We start from the raw sequence: 15,294 nt of genomic DNA, 5'->3' as shown, positions 1-15,294 counted from the left end.
CGCACTGCTTTCGTTTAGGCCCGTCCCCCGGCCACCCGCAGCGTCGGCCGTGCCCGCTCGGCGCAGCGCGCCATCACGGCATCGTAGGTTTCGAGGTAGCGCTCGGTCATGGCGGCGGCATCGTAGAGCGCCTCGGCCCGGTCGTGGCAGGCCCGGCGCGACAAGTCGGCGGCCTCGCGGATCGCCTTCGCGAGATCCTGCGAATCGTCCGGCCGGGCGAGGCGGCCGCACTGGGCGTCGAGGATGTCGGGCATCGCGCCCCGGCGGAAGGCGGCCACCGGCGTGCCGCAGGCCAGCGCCTCCGCGACCACGAGGCCGAAGGGCTCCTCCCAGCGCGGCGAGACGATCGCCACCCGGGCGCGGCCGAGATGGTGCGCGAGGTCCCGGTGCGAGAGATGGCCGAGATGGGTCAGGTCCGGCCCGAGCCGCGGGGCGATCTCGGCCGCCCAGTAGCCGGGATTGAGCTTCGGACCCGCGAAGTGCAGCGGCAATCCGGCCGCGCGGGCGGCGTCGATGGCGAGGTGCAGCCCCTTCTCGGGCACGATCCGGCCCGACCAGAACGCGAAGGGCGGAGCGTCGGGCATGTCGGAATACGCGAAGGTCGAGAGGTCGACGCCGTTATCGACCACCTGCGCGCCGGGCACGAGCGCGCTCCATTCCTGGGCGAGCGAGGGTGACACCGCCAGGAAACCCATGTCGGGATCGGCCTGGACCACTCCGGCGACCAGGGCGTCGAAGGGCGGCGTGTGCAGCACCGTCACCCAGGGCAGGCCGAGCCGGGCGCTCTGCTGCAGCGGCAGGGCGTGCAGGGAGTTGTTGTGCACGAGGTCGAAGCCGCCGGCCGCGACCATCTCCATCATCCGCCGGTAGGCGTCGTACTCGGCCGCGTCGATCGCCTCCTCGCGCTCCGGGTCGGCCAGGGCGTCCCCGGTCGGCTCGCACAGCATCACCGGATCGAGCGCCGGGTCGGAGCCGCGGCTGGCGAACAGGGTCACATCGTGCCCGTGCCGCTTCAACGCCACGGTGAGGAGATGGGTGTGCATCTCCAGACCGCCGGCATAGGGCTGGCCGATCGGGTACTTCAGATGTGCCAGGACAGCGATCTTCACGCGCGCACCGAATCCGGTTGTGTGGGGATCTTTGCCGGCCGCGGCGAACCGAGAGGATTTCTGTCCGCAGCGAGCCTGGCGGGTATCATGCCGATCTTGTCTTCATCAAGCGTTGCGTCATCGACGCCGGGAGCGAGGATGAACGCGGCGCGTTCCCACCTCCTTAAAGGCCGTGGTCTGAACCGATGATGATCGAGACGCCAGGTCGAGCATTCAGCCAGGTGCGCCATCCGGCCTGGGTGCGCCTGACCCACTGGACCGGCGCTTCGGCGACGCTGGCGCTGATGATCAGCGGCACCGCGATCCTGTTGGCTTTGCCGAAACTGTTTTGGGGTGAGACCGGAGCCAATAACGCACCGGCGTGGATCACCCTGCCGCTGCCGGTAAATCTTGAGCAGACCGGCTGGGCGCGCAACCTTCATTTCCTGGCCGCCTGGATCTTCGTCCTGAACGGCGCCGCCTACCTGGCGCTGGCCCTGCTGCGCGGGCACCTGCGGCGGCGGCTGCTGCCGGAGCCGGCGGAGATCCGGCCGCGGGCGCTGGCGGGCGAGATCCGGTCGCATCTGCGCCTGCGCGGCGGGGCGCCGCCCACCGGCCGCTACAACGCGCTGCAGAAGATCGCCTATCTCGTGGTCCTGATCGGGCTGGCGCCGCTGATGCTGCTCACCGGCCTGACCCTGTCGCCCGGAATCACCGCCGCCTGGCCGGAGCTGTTCACGCTGTTCGGCGGCCGGCAATCGGCCCGGACGATCCATTTCCTGGCGGCCTTCGGGATGGTCGGCTTCCTCGCCATCCATGTCTGGCAGGTGCTGGCCAACCGGCCGGTGGCACTGATGCGCGGCATGATCCTCGGGCGGCCCGGCAACGCGGAGGAGACCCGATGAGCGCGCTGACCCGACGCCGTCTGGTCCTGGGGACCGCGGGGTTCGGCGCGGCCGGCCTCCTCGGCGGCTGCGAGCCCGGCGCGCCGCTTCTGCGCCCCAACGCCTACGGGCTGAGCGACTGGCTGACCTTCGCCGGGCAGCGCCTGCTGCTGGCGCGCCAGCCGCTGGCCCGGGAATTCGGGCCCGAGGCGATCTCGGCGGTGTTCCCGACGATCAACACCACCGATCCGGACGATCCGGCCTATCGCCGCTCGAAGGCGCTGGGCTTCTCGGATTGGCGCCTGCCGGTGACCGGCCTCGTCGAGCGGCCGGGGGCGTTCTCGCTGGCCGAGCTGAAGGCGATGCCGGCGCGCACGCAGATTACGCTCCATGCCTGCGAGCAGGGCTGGTCCGCGATCGGCCAGTGGACCGGAGTCCCGCTCGCCCAGGTGCTCGCCGCCGCCGGGATGCGCAGGGAGGCGCGCTACGTCGTGATCCGCACCGTCGACGGCTGGTGGGACAGCTACGACCTGTTCGACGCCCTGCATCCGCAGACGATCCTCGCCTACGGCATGAACGGCGCCGACCTGCCGGTGGCCCATGGCGCGCCCGTGCGCCTGCGGGTGGAGCGCCAGCTCGGCTACAAGTCGCTCAAATACCTCGCCAGCATCGAGGCCGTGGACCGGGTCGACGGCGTCGGCCACGGCCGCGGCAGCATGGTCGCGGGCCTCGGATTCAGCTGGTACGCTGGCATCTGAGCCGCCCACCATGCGGTCGGAAGAGGCGGCGATGGAACTGACGATCGGGCTGAGCACCTTCGCGGTCGGCGCCGCGGCGCTGGCGGTGATCACGCTGGCGGCTGGCGTGAAGATGATCCCGCAGGGCTACGTCTACACGGTGGAGCGATTCGGCCGCTACGCCCGGACCCTCGAATCCGGCCTCGGCCTGATCGTCCCGTTCGTCGACCGCATCGGCCGGCGGGTGAACGTGATGGAGCAGGTCATCGACGTCCCGAGCCAGCAGGCGTTCACCCGCGACAATGCCGGCGTGACCATCGACGCGGTGGTGTTCTACCAAGTGCTCGACGCGGCGCGGGCCTCCTACGAGGTCTCGAACCTCGATCTCGCCATGACCACCCTGACCATGACCAACATCCGCACCGTGGTCGGCGCTATGGATCTCGACCAGCTGCTCGCCCACCGGGACGAGATCAACGAGCGCCTGCTGCGGGTGCTGGACGCGGCGGCCGCGCCCTGGGGCGTGAAGATCAACCGCATCGAGATCAAGGATATCGTGCCGCCCGCCGACCTCGCCGGCGCCATGGCCCGGCAGATGAAGGCCGAGCGCGAGAAGCGCGCGTCGATCCTGGAGGCGGAGGGCCAGCGGGCCGCCGACATCCTGCGCGCGGAGGGGCGCAAGCAATCGGCGATCCTGGAGGCGGAGGGCCGCCGCGAGGCCGCGTTCCGCGACGCCGAGGCCCGCGAGCGCTCCGCCGAGGCCGAGGCGGCGGCGACCGGGATGGTCAGCCGGGCGATCGCCGAGGGCGACATCGCGGCGGCCAATTTTTTGGTGGCGGAAAAATATGTCGACGCGGTGCGGGCGCTCGCCACCGCGCCGAACCAGCGCGTCGTGGTGGTGCCGATCGAGGCTGCGGCGCTGGCCGGCACGCTCGGCGGCATCGGCGAGCTCACCCGCGCGGTCTTCGGCGAGGCGAACCCGCCCCGGCGCGCGGGCACGCCGCCCAACGTCGCCGCCCCGCGGAGCTGATCCCCGTGGCCGATGCGCTGGGAATCCTCGCGGCCCTCGGCCCGGCCTGGAGCTGGGTGATCGCCGGTCTGGTCCTGGCGGGCGCCGAGATCGCGGTGCCGGGGGTGTTCCTGATCTGGCTCGGCCTGGCGGCGCTGGCGACCGGCCTCGCGGCCGCGCTGATCCCGATGCCCTGGCAGGGCCGGACCCTGCTGTTTGCAGCCCTCGCCGTCCTCCTGGTCGGGATCGCCATCCGCCTGTCCGGCCGGGCCGGCCATCGCGACGCCACCCTCAACCGCGCCGACCGCGGCCTGATCGGCCGCGAGGCCGTGCTCGCCGAGCCGGTCGTCCGGGGCACCGGCCGCATCCGCTTCGACGACACGCTCTGGCGGATCGAGGGGCCGGATCTGCCGGCGGGAAGCCGGGTGCGGGTGGTCGCGCTCTCGGGAACGGTGCTGCGGGTGGAGGAGATTTGAGACCCCGGAACTCGCCGATGCCGCCTGTCGAGGGCGGTTCCTGGGTCGGGGCTCTCGGATCCTTCGCGGGCTGACGGTGCCGCGGGCGGATCTGCGTTGCGGCGTGGTGCGACCGTTTATCGTCCGTGGGAGCGAACGCCTTCGAGCATCAGGACAAACCGGCTCGGCCGTCCGTCTCGCCAGCAGTGAGGAGAGTCTTCTCACTTCACTGTGACCACCGTCCTACGCAACAATCCCCATCCGCGCTGATTGGGCGAGGGACTGCGACGCCTGGGCGTGCGAGTCCTCCCTGTTCCAACGAGACATCAATGACGCCTCAATTCTGGCTGTGGCTGGGTTTCGCCGGCATGGCCGCCGGCGCCGCCGTGATCCTGTTCATGGCGAAGCGACGGACCCCCGCCGAAGAAGCGGACGGGATCATCCATGGCATCGTGCCGATCATCGCGGCCTGCTCCTACTTCGCCATGGCGACGGGGCAGGGGAGTCTGGTCCTCCCCGCCGGTCCCGATGCGGCGGACGCCATGCGGCAGTTCTACTTCGCGCGCTACATCGACTGGACCTTCACCACGCCCCTGCTGCTGCTCGGCCTCTCGCGGACCGCGATGCATTCCGGCATGCGCCGGCCGGCCGTCGTCTGGGGGCTGATCGGGTCCGACCTGATCATGATCGTGACGGCTCTGGCCTTCGGCCTGTCCAACGTCGCCGCGGTGAAGTGGACGTGGTTCGCCATATCCTGCGGCGCGTTCGTCGCCGTGTTCTATGGGATCTTCGTGCAGCTGCGTGAGGAGAATGCCGGCGAGCGTGCCGACGTGCGGAAGGCCTTCCTGCGCAATGCCGTGTTCCTGACCGGCGTCTGGTGTGCCTACCCGGTGGTGCTGCTCATCGGCCAGGACGGCCTCGGCTTCCTGTCGCCGACCATCGCCCTGGCGGTGATCGCGATCTTGGATCTCACCGCCAAGGTCGTCTACGGCATCATGGCCACGATGGAGACGACCCGGGCCGTCGATCGCGACCTTGCGGAGAACCCAAAATCCGTCCCGCTGCGCCGGGCGGCCTGACGCGGATGGCGGCTCATTCGTCCATCCTCTCAAGTAGGGAGCCTGTCCGAGCGAGCCGCCACCCCGTTCCTGCATCGGAGACGGCATTGCTGCGGCTGGCCGGTGCGCTGGTCGCCGTCGGCCTCGTCGCCACCGTGCTCCTGCCGCGGGAGACCGCTTGGCTGGTGGCGCTTTCGGTCGTGATCGTCCTCGGGGTTCCCCACGGCGCCCTGGACGGGGCCGTGGCGGCGCCTCTGTTGCGCCCCCGCTACGGACGTATGTGGTTCGGCGTGTTCGCCGTGCCGTATCTTGGTCTTTCGGCCCTGGTGCTCCTGGCCTGGCAGGCGGCGCCCCTCACCACCCTGGCGGGCTTCCTGGCGCTGTCGGTGCTGCACTTCGGTGAGGAGGATGCCGGCCCAGGCCGCCACGTCGAGGCCGTCGTCCGCGGTGGCCTCCCGATCGCCCTGCCGGCCCTGCTGCGGCCTGAGGAGACGGCGGGGCTTTTCGCGGTGGTGACGCGGGTGCCGATGCCGCAGCTTCCCGTGTGGTGGGCGGCCGCGGCCTGGGTCTGGGTCGCCGTTGCGGCGGCCTGGTTGCTGATAAGGCCGCGGCGGGCGGCCGTGCGCATCGAGATGGCGCTTCTCGCACTCGCCTTCTGGTCGCTGCCGCCGCTGACCGCCTTCACCCTGTACTTCGTCGGCCTTCATGGCCCCCGCCATGTCCGGGCTCTGATCCGGGATCCGTCGAGAGCGCCCGGTGTCGATACGATCCGGCGGGCGGTTCATGCGGCGCTGCCGGTCTTCGGGCTGACCCTTCTGCTCGGAGCGGCTCTCTGGCCCCTCTACGCACCCGGCGCTCCCGATGCACCGGCCCACCTTCTGACCCTGACGCTTCAGATGCTGTCGGCCCTCACCGTGCCCCACCTCCTGCTCGACCGTATCGCGACCCGGTATCCCGCTGAGGCGCCGTAGCAATCGGGGCTAGGCGGCGTCCGCCGCGCGCCTACCCGAACGCCCCGACCTCGTGTTGGATCATGCCCGAGATCTCCCGCACTTGGTCGAACAGCCGGCGGATCGGTTGGAACAGGTTGGCGTGCTCGGACTCGTAGGTACCGACATCTCGCGGTCCGGCCGGCTCGCCGAAGTTGAGGCCGAGCGTCGGGTCCGGGGTGATGGGAAAGATCGCGTCGAGGAGCTTCAGGCAGCCGTCGATGTCGAGGCGCAGGAAGCGTTCCAGCAACTGCTCGCGGGAGATCCCCGCCTGCGGGCGGAAGCCCGGGATGTGCACGGCCAGGAACCAGATCCGGTGGATCAGCGCCAGGCGCAGGGCGTGCAGCAGGGTCAGCCGGGCCGACATGCCGGGCAGGTCGGGGGCGGCGGTGGTGAGGGCCAGCCAGTCGCGGGTCAGGCGGCCGAACAGGCCGCGCAGCGACGCCGCGAGGTCGAGGCGTTCCAGGGCGCCGGCGATCACCACCAGCTCCTCCCGGCGAAAGTCCTTCTGCGTCCGCCGGGCGCGCTCCAGCCACACGGCCGGGTCGAGGGTGTCGATATAGGCGCGCAACACGTCGAGATCGCCCGCCGCTGCCGCGTGCTGCACAAGCCGGAACGCCCGGGAGAAGCGCACCGAATCCCGGCGCATGTCGCGGAACAGGTCGGGGCCGCGCTGGGCGGCCCGGCCGATCCCGTGGAGGGAATTCGCCAGAAAGCCGAGCTGGTGCAGGATCGCGTTGTTGGGGATCGCCCGCATCTGGGTCGGATGGGTGATGCGGGCGGGGCCGCCATTGTCGGATTGGCGTGCCACCGGGCGCGAGCCGGTGCGGTCGATCAGGCTCGGGCCGAAGGTGCCGAGCAGGGCGGCGTAGCCGGCATCGTCGACCAGCGCCTCCATGTCCTGCCGGGCCGCGGTGAAGAATTCCAGGGCGAAGTCCGGCTCCGAATAGATCGGGTCGTCCTTGGCGTCGCCGCCCGCCGCGATGTCGTTGAGGGCGTAGTCCGAAAAGCTGTCGTCCTCGGCGATGTCCAGGGCGTAGACGTGCTCGGCGATGCGGGCGACGCTGGCCTGGGCCAGGGCCTCGGTGCCGTAGAGCAGGTAGCCGTCGGTCCCCTGGAAGCTCGATTCGAGCCGCACCTTCAGGCCGGCCTTGCGGGCGCGGTCGCGGGCATCCTCGGGGGCCAGGTAGGCGAGGCGGTCGCGCAGCGAGGTCGGGTGGGCGCCCCGGCCGATCGATTCGCCGTGGGTGTCGAAGATCGCGAGCTCGACATCGGCCAGCCCGTTCTGGACCAGCATCTCGGTGATGCGCAGGCGCAGCCGCTCGATCCAGAAGGTCGCGGCGAGCTGGCCGACATAGCGCCCCGAATCCGAGTAGCCGAACTGCACGGTGAGCCGGCCGATCCGCTTGAGGTACTGGCGCCAGTGCGGGTTGCGCAGGGCGTCGTCGAGCACCCGGATGCCCTGCTCCAGGGCGCTCGCGGTCTCGAACAGCGGCGTGATCTCGAGCTTGTCGGCGATGCCGTAATGGCGCGCCAGCCACAGGGCGGCGAGCAGGGTGTAGCCGGTCTCGGTCTCGGCGATCAGGAAGCGCACCGGATGGGTGCCGTCCACGTGCTTGAGGATCTGGGCGATGGTCATCATCAGCCGGGCGGCCGAGGCCCGCTCGGCGGCGAGCGCCCCGAAATCCACCGCCACCGGGCGGACGTCGTTGAGGAGCGCGTGGATCGTCGCGAGATGCGAGCGGCGCTGGGCCGAGTCGGTCGGCTCGCCCTCCAGGTCGATCACCCGGCGCACGGCGTTGTGGATCTGGCTGGCGTTCAGCCGGAAATGCGGCAGCGCGTTCGACAGGCCGTGGGTGGCCACGCCGGAGCGCAGGATCGCGATCGCCCGCTTGTCGGACTCGTCGGCGGTCTCGAGCGCGGCGGTGAGGCCGGCCACCAGGGCGCCGGCATCGGTCTGGGCGCGCTCGCGCTCGATGATCAGCGCCAGGGCGAAGCGGTGGACCGATTCAAGCGACGGCTGGTCGCCGAGCCGGGGCGCCACCGCGAGCTGGCGGTTGACCGCGGCGAGCGCGCCCTCGGCGAGCGCCCGGACCTCCCGGCAGGCGGGGCTGTCGGGCAGGTCGCGCATCACCCGGTCGAACTGCATGCGCTTGGAGATCAGCCGGTAGCGCAGGGTGTCCCACCAGCCGATATCGGTTCGCCCGTCGGTGTCGCAGCCGACCCAGCTGGCGATGGCGAAGGGGCGGGGGGTCAGCGCGGTCCAGTCGTCCGGCCAGCGGGCGCGGGCGGCGTCGAGCAGGGCGCCGTTGAACGCGTCCAGCGCCAGCCGGCCGTTATTGGCCGCCGCGCAGGCCTGCTCGAACTCGACATCCAGGGTGATCGGCGCGTCCGGCCGGGTGGAGAGGGCGGCCGCCCGGGCGATCAGGTCGGCGCGGGCTGCCGTATCGGGCAGGCTCGCGGCCTGAGCGAGCAGGGTCGCCACGGCCTTGGGCATGCCGAAGGTCGGGTGCGCGGTGAACACCACCGCGAAGGCGGTGCGGTGGATGAAGGCCGCGAAGGCCTCGATGCCCTCCGGCCCGTCCGGGGCCGCGGCCACCAGGCGGGCGGGAATGGCGGATTGCGGGTCGGACGGTCCGGCGTCGAGCCCGACATAGCCGCGCAGCCGCTCGGCCCGGGCCGCCAGCGCGGCGGCGCGCAGCCGCGTGAACAGGCCGTCGAGGTCGCCCGCGGAAATCTCGTTGCGGTCGAACCGGCGGGTGATCGCCAGGGTCACGGCCAGCACGGGGTTGCGGAACGGGTCCTCCCGGGCCTGCTCCCGGGCGCTCTCGATCAGGCCCAGGAGATGGCTCTCCAGTTCCTCGGGCTCGCGGCTCGGCTGGTGCTGCATGGAATGTCCCGGCTCCGGCTGGCCCGCGTCTACCCGGCCCGACGCCATACGCAAGTGGTGTTCCACGGGGGCCGCCGAACCGGTCCGACCCCGCCCGCAGCCGTCGTTCCGCTCGCGACGGGGTGACGACGGGCCTTCGGGCGGGTTAGAGCTTCCCGCCTGATGGAGCGTCTGCTGTTCATCCTGGCTCTAGTGGCTTTCGTCGTCGCCGGACTTGCGGTTGCCGCAATGACGGCCCGGGGCCGGCGCGAACCCCTCCGCATGGGCTCCGAGCTCGACGCCGAGGACGAGGACCTGGTCATCGGCTCGGTGGGCCCGCGGATCAGCCCGATCGACCGCACGGCGCAGGACCTCGCCCCGCGTTTGGTCGAGCCGCATGTGCTCGACCTGGAAGCGATCGAATTGCAACCGATCAAAGCCCTGGATAGGACCGGCCGGATCGAGCCGCCGCGGCGCGATCCGCCGGAGTCGGACCGATGAGGCTGTATCCTGGGGCGGCCGGCCTGCTGCTCGCCCTCCTGCTCGCCCCCTTGCCGATCGGCCCGTCGGCGCCGCGCGCCGCGCCGAGCCCGGCCCCGCCCCAGGCTGCGGCCCCGGGGCCGCCGCCGCCCGCCCCGCCCGAATCCGCACCGGCCCCTGATTCGACCCCGGCTGCCGCGCCGCCGGTCGCGCAGCCTTGTGGGGCCCGGGCGGCGCGCTACGAGGGCGGCAAGGGGTTCGCGATGGTGGTCACCCGGGCCGGGCAGGTGAAGACGACGAACCCGCTCCGGCCGCTGACCCCGGAGGTGAACGAGGTCCTGCAGGTGGTGATCGGCGGCAAGGTCGCCACCGCCTACGGTCCCGACTTCGCCACCCTGCGGCGGGGCACGGCCCCGGCGGCGATCGAGGCGATGCTCGGCGGCCCGATCCATTGGCAGCCGGACCTGCCGGTTCTGGCGGACCCGATCAGCATCGTCACCGAGGAGGGGTCGACCCTGGCGCAGCTCACGTTCCGCGCCTGCGAGGACCCTCCCGCCGTCAAGGCGGCGCCGAAGCCCCAGGCCAAGAAGAAGGCCCCGGCCAAGCGCCCGGCGCCGAAGGCGGCCGAGAAGGCGCCCCCGGGCTTCTCCATGCCCCAGGGCGCGATCGCCGAGTAGGCAGCGCAAGGCCTTGGCGCGGCAAACGCGGGTGGCATGCATCCCAGGTCCGGCAAGCGGTGCCGGACATGGCACGGGTTCCCCCTCCCGCACGGGAGAGGGGGCGTGTCGCGGTCTCCGGCCTACGGGAAACCTACTTCTGCTTGGCGATGACCTTGTCCTTGATCCCGTCATAGACGTTCTGCGGGATGATTTTCTTGGAGACCAGGTCGTCCTTGCCGCGATAGGGCCGGCCCTTGATGATCGCCGCAGAGCGGGCGGCGCCGATGCCCGGCAGGGCGTCGAGCTCGGCGGCGCTGGCGCTGTTGAGGTCGATCAAGGCGCCCTTGGCGGCGTTCGGCGGCCCGGCCACCGGCGCGCTCGGGGCCATCGGCTTGGCCGGGGCGGTGGGCGTCGCGGGGCTCGAGGTCTGAGGAGACTGCGCCCAGGCGGGCGCCGCCGCGAGGCTCGACAGCAGGGCGAGGATGGCGAACGTCTTTTTGGAGGAAGCCATGGCGTTTCTCCCGAGGGGCCGGCCCGCTGCGCGGCGCCGTCTCACCAGATGTGGGTCCGGCGACTTGAACCCGGGCTTAACGGTTGTGCCGCCGCACCTCTAGCCAGGGGCGGCCGCCGACGCTATAAGCGCGCCCTCATCCGTATCCCGCGGTGTGCGAGGCGATCCTCGATCGAGGAGCCGCCCGCGCGCCGCTTTGCCCGCGGCGTCACGAAGGATTTCTGTCATGGCCGTTCCGAAGCGAAAGACCTCCCCCTCCCGTCGCGGCATGCGCCGCTCGGCCGACGCCCTCAAGGCGCCGACCTATGTCGAGGACAAGGATTCGGGCGAGCTGCGCCGTCCCCACCACATCGACCTGAAGACCGGCATGTATCGCGGCCGCCAGGTGCTCAAGGTAAAGTCCGCCGAGGCGTAAGCTTCGGATTCGGTTCGAGACCTGGGAAATCCTAGTCTCGACCTCATCCTGGGGTGCGCTTGCGAAGCGGGCGCCTCGAAGGATCCTTCTGGAATCCGCGACGATCCCTGGATCCGTCGTTCGAAGCCCGCTGACGCGGCGACTTCAGGATGCGGGGAAGCGTCGGGATAAGCCGCTCGCTTGCTTCCCTCACACCGTCATTGCGAGCGCAGCGAAGCAACCTAGGGCCGGCGCGCGATCTCCGGACGTGGCGGTTCACTGGGTTGCTTCGCTGCGCTCGCAATGACAGCGCGAATAATCAAATAACCATCACGCCAGCCGCCGAGCGGTCTCCGCATAGCGCGCCGCGGCCGCTTTCGTGCGTTCCAGCCGCGACGGCCTCAGGGTCGGGTCGGTGGCGACCAGCAGGTGCGTGACGAAGCCCGCCGAGGCGCGGCCCCCCTCGAATCGGTCCGTCGCCACGATCGAGGCGCGCGCCTCGCGCCGTCCCCCATCCAGAACCACCAGCGCCCGGACCGGCGGGATCGCCTCGGTCGACCCGACCGGCCCGGCGGCGGCGCCCGCGGATCGCGCGGGCCTGCTCCAGGTTGCACCGGTCCGGCCGACTGTCCCGATCCGCGCCATTGCGACACCCTCCGCACGTTTCCGTGCCCGTGTTGCAAACGTGGGACCGCCGTTAAGGGTTCGTCAACTTATCGAAAACGCGTAGAGACGCCCGCCATGATTGGTTTTGGCACAACCAATGTCACTTTTTGGCGAGGGCCTCGAGCCGCTGCTGCATCTCCAGCATCTGGCGCTTGAGGTCGTCGAGCTCGCCGCCGGCATAGGCGGCGGGGGCGGTCGGCGGGGCAGGGGGCTGCGCCCCGGCGACGGGCGGCGCGAAGCCCGTGAACATCTTCATGGCGTCGCCGAAGAAGTTCATGTTGGTGCGCACCGACTGCTCGATCGCGTTCTGGAACGCGGCCGGCCCGAAGCTGTGGGCGAATTTCTCGCGCAGGCCGTCCTGGTCCTTGGCGAAGTTCGCCATCGAGAATTCCAGGAAGCTCGGCACCATGGTGCGCATGCTGTCGCCGTAGAAACGGATCAGCTGGCGCAGGAACGCCACGGGCAGCAGGTTCTCGGCGCCGGCCTTGTTCTCCTGCTCGAAGATGATCTGCGTCAGCACCGACCGGGTGATGTCGTCGCCTGCCCGCGCGTCGTAGACGACGAAATCCTCGCCGTTCTGGACCATCGTGGCGAGGTCCTCCAGGGTCACGTAAGTCGAGGTGCCGGTGTGATACAGGCGCCGGTTCGCGTATTTCTTGATGACGGTCTGGGTCGCCTTGACGGTATCCGCCATCGGGAACGGCCTTTCTGGACTCGGGACTCTAAGGGGCGTCGCAGGCACGCGCGACGCGTCCCGGCGGGGATCGTCTTCGCGCCCGCAGCACGAACCTTAAAGCCTTCCACGGGCGCAGAAAACAGCAAACTGCACCTCTTCAACGCAGAATAATGCCGGGTCTGGGCTTCGGCACAGGCCATTTCAGTCTCGATGGCGCGTCATCCGAGCGTTTTCAGGCTCGAAGGTCGATCCTTGACTTCGCCCACCTCAAGCCCTTCATCGCGAGACCGGCTTTCAGAGCGCGCCCGGATCGAGGAAGGCGCGCCGGCTTGTAAGAGGAGAACGTTCACATGGCAGGCAGCGAAGAGATCGTCATCGTCGGGGCCGCACGCACGGCGGTCGGCGCGTTCGGCGGCGCCTTCGGGGCGGTCCCCGCCCACGAGCTCGGCGCCACCGCGATCAAGGCCGCGCTGGAGCGCGCCAAGGTCTCTCCCGAGGATGTCGACGAGGTGATCTTCGGCCAGGTGCTCACCGCGGGCGCCGGCCAGAACCCCGCCCGGCAGGCGGCGATCAAGGCCGGCATCCCCGAGAAGGCCACCGCCTGGGGCCTCAACCAGGTCTGCGGCTCGGGGCTCCGCACGGTGGCCATCGGCATGCAGCAGATCGCCAACGGCGACGCCACGGTGATCGTGGCCGGCGGCCAGGAATCGATGTCGCTCTCGCCCCACGCCCAGTACCTGCGCGGCGGCCAGAAGATGGGCGACATCAAGCTCGTCGACACGATGATCAAGGACGGGCTCTGGGACGCCTTCAACGGCTACCACATGGGCCAGACCGCCGAGAACGTGGCCCAGGCCTTCCAGCTCACCCGCGAGCAGCAGGACCAATTCGCGACCCGCTCGCAGAACAAGGCCGAGGCCGCCCGCAAGGAAGGCCGGTTCAAGGACGAGATCGTGCCCGTCACGATCCCGGGCAAGAAGGGCGACACGATCGTCGACACCGACGAGTACATCCGCGACGGTTCCACCGTCGAGGCGATGGCCAAGCTGAAGCCGGCCTTCTCCAAGGAGGGCACGGTCACGGCCGCCAACGCCTCGGGCCTCAACGACGGCGCCGCGGCCCTCGTGCTGATGTCGGCTTCCGAGGCCGAGCGGCGCGGGCTGACGCCGCTCGCTACGATCAAGTCCTGGGCGACCGCGGGCGTCGACCCGAAGGTGATGGGCACCGGCCCGATCCCGGCCTCCCGCAAGGCCCTGGAGAAGGCCGGCTGGAAGCCCTCCGACCTCGACCTGATCGAGGCCAACGAGGCCTTCGCCGCCCAGGCGCTGGCGGTGAACAAGGACATGGGCTGGGACGACGCCAAGGTGAACGTCAACGGCGGCGCCATCGCCATCGGCCACCCGATCGGTGCCTCGGGCGCCCGCGTCCTCGTCACCCTGCTGCACGAGATGAAGCGGCGCGACGCCAAGAAGGGCCTCGCCACGCTCTGCATCGGCGGCGGCATGGGCGTCGCGATGTGCATCGAGCGGTCGTGATCGTTTTGTAATGGCCGACCGGTCGACAAGTTGGACTTAAGGCCGAACTCAGAAAAAATCGCGTGCGGACGCCATCCGCACGCGGCATCAGGTGATGCAAACAGGAGGAAACAACAATGGCTCAAGGACGCGTCGCTCTCGTCACAGGCGGCACGCGCGGTATCGGTGCCGCGATCTCGAAGGGCTTGCAGGCCAAGGGCTACCGGGTCGCGGCGAATTATGCCGGCAACGACGAGGCAGCCCAGGCCTTCAAGGCCGAGACCGGCATCCCGGTCTTCAAGTTCGACGTGGGTGATTACGAGAGCTGCCAGGCCGGCATCGCGACGATCGAGGCCGAACTCGGCCCGGTCGAGGTGCTGGTCAACAACGCCGGCATCACCCGCGACGGCGCCTTCCACAAGATGGACTTCGCCAAGTGGCAGGCGGTCATCAAGACCAACCTGGACTCGGTGTTCACCTGCACCCGGCCGGTGATCGAGGGCATGCGCAGCCGCGGCTTCGGCCGGATCATCATCATCTCGTCGATCAACGGCCAGAAGGGCCAGGCCGGCCAGACCAACTACTCGGCCGCCAAGGCCGGCGTGATCGGCTTCGCCAAGGCGCTGGCCCAGGAGAGCGCCTCCAAGGGCATCACGGTCAACGTGATCGCACCGGGCTACATCGCCACCGACATGGTGATGGCGGTGGCCGAGGACATCCGCAACAAGATCATCGCCACGATCCCGACCGGCCGCCTCGGCAAGTCGGAAGAGATCGCCCACGCGGTGGAATACCTGGCGAGCGACGAGGCCGGCTTCATCAATGGCTCGACGCTGACGGTGAACGGCGGCCAGCATTTCGTCTGATTCTTTTTTGGGCGACAGGGCGCGTCCGGTTCCGCCGGGGCGCCAAGATCATCAACGACGCCGCGTTGCCCTGCCGGGCCACGCGGCGTTTTTTTGTTCGCGGCTCCGGTTAAATCGCACCTTCGATCGGCGAGGCACGGCCGGCAGGACAAACCGCCCTGTCATTCCGGGGTGCCGCAGGCGAGCCCGGAACCCAGAGCCGCCGACGGTGCAAGGTCATCATGGACCTGAGTTTCCGGATTCCGGGTTCCGCTGCGCGGCCCCGGAATAACAAGGTGGCTGCTTGCAAGACGCTCGGAATTTAGAGCGCTCTCCGCCGAAGTGGACACCGGTTCGGCGTGAGAGAGCGCGGCTAGACATTAGAGCCGTTCCCTGTCGCAACGCGATCGGGAACGGCTCTAGCGTGACCGCGATAAATGTTGTCCGCACCGATTATGGT

16 protein-coding genes are annotated in these 15,294 nt (G+C 70.1%); 11 read left to right on the top strand and 5 right to left on the bottom strand.

The genetic code is table 11. The features are described from left to right. Positions 1 to 14 precede the first annotated feature (14 nt). Positions 15 to 1,109, bottom strand: coding sequence for a glycosyltransferase family 4 protein (locus MKL11_RS13675; RefSeq protein ID WP_243944340.1), 1,095 nt, complete (start codon positions 1,107 to 1,109; stop codon positions 15 to 17). A 185-nt stretch (positions 1,110 to 1,294) separates the two neighbouring features. On the opposite strand from MKL11_RS13675, the gene MKL11_RS13670 reads away from it, so the two are divergent. The 6 genes from MKL11_RS13670 to MKL11_RS13645 all read left to right on the top strand — a co-directional run bounded on the left by MKL11_RS13670 (position 1,295) and on the right by MKL11_RS13645 (position 6,202). Next, positions 1,295 to 1,993, top strand: coding sequence for a cytochrome b/b6 domain-containing protein (locus MKL11_RS13670; RefSeq protein ID WP_243944338.1), 699 nt, complete (start codon positions 1,295 to 1,297; stop codon positions 1,991 to 1,993). Continuing rightward, positions 1,990 to 2,730 carry a molybdopterin-dependent oxidoreductase gene (locus tag MKL11_RS13665; RefSeq protein ID WP_243944336.1) on the top strand — a complete coding sequence of 247 codons (741 nt, stop codon included), beginning with the start codon at positions 1,990 to 1,992 and terminating at the stop codon, positions 2,728 to 2,730. Before MKL11_RS13670 ends, MKL11_RS13665 begins: the two co-directional genes overlap by 4 nt. A 31-nt stretch (positions 2,731 to 2,761) precedes the next feature. After that, positions 2,762 to 3,739 (top strand): SPFH domain-containing protein, encoded by a 978-nt coding sequence (locus MKL11_RS13660; protein ID WP_243944708.1) that lies wholly within the window; start codon positions 2,762 to 2,764, stop codon positions 3,737 to 3,739. A gap of 5 nt (positions 3,740 to 3,744) precedes the next feature. Continuing rightward, the gene (locus MKL11_RS13655) at positions 3,745 to 4,194 is read left to right on the top strand and encodes an NfeD family protein (protein WP_243944333.1); all 450 of its coding nucleotides are present in this window, start codon (positions 3,745 to 3,747) and stop codon (positions 4,192 to 4,194) included. Positions 4,195 to 4,502: 308 nt separating this feature from the next. Then, a complete protein-coding gene (locus MKL11_RS13650; protein ID WP_243944331.1) occupies positions 4,503 to 5,252 on the top strand; it encodes a bacteriorhodopsin in 750 nt (249 codons plus the stop codon). Between the two features lie 86 nt (positions 5,253 to 5,338). Continuing rightward, positions 5,339 to 6,202: a Brp/Blh family beta-carotene 15,15'-dioxygenase gene (locus tag MKL11_RS13645; RefSeq protein ID WP_243944329.1), complete on the top strand. Its 864-nt coding sequence runs from the start codon at positions 5,339 to 5,341 to the stop codon at positions 6,200 to 6,202. 31 nt (positions 6,203 to 6,233) lie between these two features. Here MKL11_RS13645 and MKL11_RS13640 read toward each other — a convergent pair whose 3' ends face one another. Continuing rightward, positions 6,234 to 9,110 (bottom strand): phosphoenolpyruvate carboxylase, encoded by a 2,877-nt coding sequence (locus tag MKL11_RS13640; RefSeq protein ID WP_243944327.1) that lies wholly within the window; start codon positions 9,108 to 9,110, stop codon positions 6,234 to 6,236. Positions 9,111 to 9,272: 162 nt separating this feature from the next. Between MKL11_RS13640 and MKL11_RS13635 the strand changes: the two genes are divergently transcribed. Both MKL11_RS13635 and MKL11_RS13630 read left to right on the top strand, forming a co-directional pair. Beyond that, positions 9,273 to 9,590 (top strand): hypothetical protein, encoded by a 318-nt coding sequence (locus MKL11_RS13635; RefSeq protein ID WP_243944326.1) that lies wholly within the window; start codon positions 9,273 to 9,275, stop codon positions 9,588 to 9,590. Beyond that, complete coding sequence (locus MKL11_RS13630; RefSeq protein ID WP_243944324.1) at positions 9,587 to 10,246, top strand: hypothetical protein; 660 nt, start codon at positions 9,587 to 9,589, stop codon at positions 10,244 to 10,246. Before MKL11_RS13635 ends, MKL11_RS13630 begins: the two co-directional genes overlap by 4 nt. A gap of 133 nt (positions 10,247 to 10,379) precedes the next feature. Here the strand turns inward: MKL11_RS13630 and MKL11_RS13625 are convergent, their stop codons facing one another. Continuing rightward, entirely contained in the window at positions 10,380 to 10,739 is a 360-nt protein-coding gene (locus MKL11_RS13625) for a ComEA family DNA-binding protein (RefSeq protein ID WP_243944322.1), read from the bottom strand. 226 nt (positions 10,740 to 10,965) lie between these two features. On the opposite strand from MKL11_RS13625, the gene rpmF reads away from it, so the two are divergent. Continuing rightward, the gene (rpmF, locus tag MKL11_RS13620) at positions 10,966 to 11,154 is read left to right on the top strand and encodes a 50S ribosomal protein L32 (protein ID WP_003601373.1); all 189 of its coding nucleotides are present in this window, start codon (positions 10,966 to 10,968) and stop codon (positions 11,152 to 11,154) included. A gap of 309 nt (positions 11,155 to 11,463) precedes the next feature. Here rpmF and MKL11_RS13615 read toward each other — a convergent pair whose 3' ends face one another. Continuing rightward, positions 11,464 to 11,778 carry a hypothetical protein gene (locus MKL11_RS13615; RefSeq protein WP_243944320.1) on the bottom strand — a complete coding sequence of 105 codons (315 nt, stop codon included), beginning with the start codon at positions 11,776 to 11,778 and terminating at the stop codon, positions 11,464 to 11,466. Positions 11,779 to 11,899: 121 nt separating this feature from the next. Beyond that, positions 11,900 to 12,493: a polyhydroxyalkanoate synthesis repressor PhaR gene (phaR, locus tag MKL11_RS13610; protein WP_243944317.1), complete on the bottom strand. Its 594-nt coding sequence runs from the start codon at positions 12,491 to 12,493 to the stop codon at positions 11,900 to 11,902. A gap of 332 nt (positions 12,494 to 12,825) precedes the next feature. Between phaR and MKL11_RS13605 the strand changes: the two genes are divergently transcribed. Together MKL11_RS13605 and phbB are read left to right on the top strand one after the other, a co-directional pair. Further along, on the top strand, positions 12,826 to 14,010 hold the full coding sequence (locus MKL11_RS13605) for an acetyl-CoA C-acetyltransferase (protein WP_243944310.1): 1,185 nt from the start codon (positions 12,826 to 12,828) through the stop codon (positions 14,008 to 14,010). A 116-nt stretch (positions 14,011 to 14,126) separates the two neighbouring features. Next, positions 14,127 to 14,855 carry an acetoacetyl-CoA reductase gene (phbB, locus tag MKL11_RS13600; RefSeq protein WP_243944308.1) on the top strand — a complete coding sequence of 243 codons (729 nt, stop codon included), beginning with the start codon at positions 14,127 to 14,129 and terminating at the stop codon, positions 14,853 to 14,855. The last annotated feature ends 439 nt before the right edge of the window (positions 14,856 to 15,294 follow it).

This window comes from Methylobacterium sp. J-077 (assembly GCF_022829365.1).
GTDB lineage: Bacteria > Pseudomonadota > Alphaproteobacteria > Rhizobiales > Beijerinckiaceae > Methylobacterium.
Note: the sequence above shows the minus strand (reverse complement) of the source record. Positions and strands in the feature narration are given on the sequence as shown.

Coding starts and splice junctions, on each gene's coding strand:
- MKL11_RS13625 (WP_243944322.1), bottom strand. CDS start 10,739: ATGGCTTCCTCCAAAAAGACGTTCGCCATCCTCGCCCTGCTGTCGAGC.
- MKL11_RS13605 (WP_243944310.1), top strand. CDS start 12,826: ATGGCAGGCAGCGAAGAGATCGTCATCGTCGGGGCCGCACGCACGGCG.
- MKL11_RS13635 (WP_243944326.1), top strand. CDS start 9,273: ATGGAGCGTCTGCTGTTCATCCTGGCTCTAGTGGCTTTCGTCGTCGCC.
- MKL11_RS13615 (WP_243944320.1), bottom strand. CDS start 11,778: ATGGCGCGGATCGGGACAGTCGGCCGGACCGGTGCAACCTGGAGCAGG.
- MKL11_RS13650 (WP_243944331.1), top strand. CDS start 4,503: ATGACGCCTCAATTCTGGCTGTGGCTGGGTTTCGCCGGCATGGCCGCC.
- MKL11_RS13670 (WP_243944338.1), top strand. CDS start 1,295: ATGATGATCGAGACGCCAGGTCGAGCATTCAGCCAGGTGCGCCATCCG.
- rpmF (WP_003601373.1), top strand. CDS start 10,966: ATGGCCGTTCCGAAGCGAAAGACCTCCCCCTCCCGTCGCGGCATGCGC.
- MKL11_RS13660 (WP_243944708.1), top strand. CDS start 2,762: ATGGAACTGACGATCGGGCTGAGCACCTTCGCGGTCGGCGCCGCGGCG.
- MKL11_RS13630 (WP_243944324.1), top strand. CDS start 9,587: ATGAGGCTGTATCCTGGGGCGGCCGGCCTGCTGCTCGCCCTCCTGCTC.
- MKL11_RS13665 (WP_243944336.1), top strand. CDS start 1,990: ATGAGCGCGCTGACCCGACGCCGTCTGGTCCTGGGGACCGCGGGGTTC.
- MKL11_RS13640 (WP_243944327.1), bottom strand. CDS start 9,110: ATGCAGCACCAGCCGAGCCGCGAGCCCGAGGAACTGGAGAGCCATCTC.
- phaR (WP_243944317.1), bottom strand. CDS start 12,493: ATGGCGGATACCGTCAAGGCGACCCAGACCGTCATCAAGAAATACGCG.
- phbB (WP_243944308.1), top strand. CDS start 14,127: ATGGCTCAAGGACGCGTCGCTCTCGTCACAGGCGGCACGCGCGGTATC.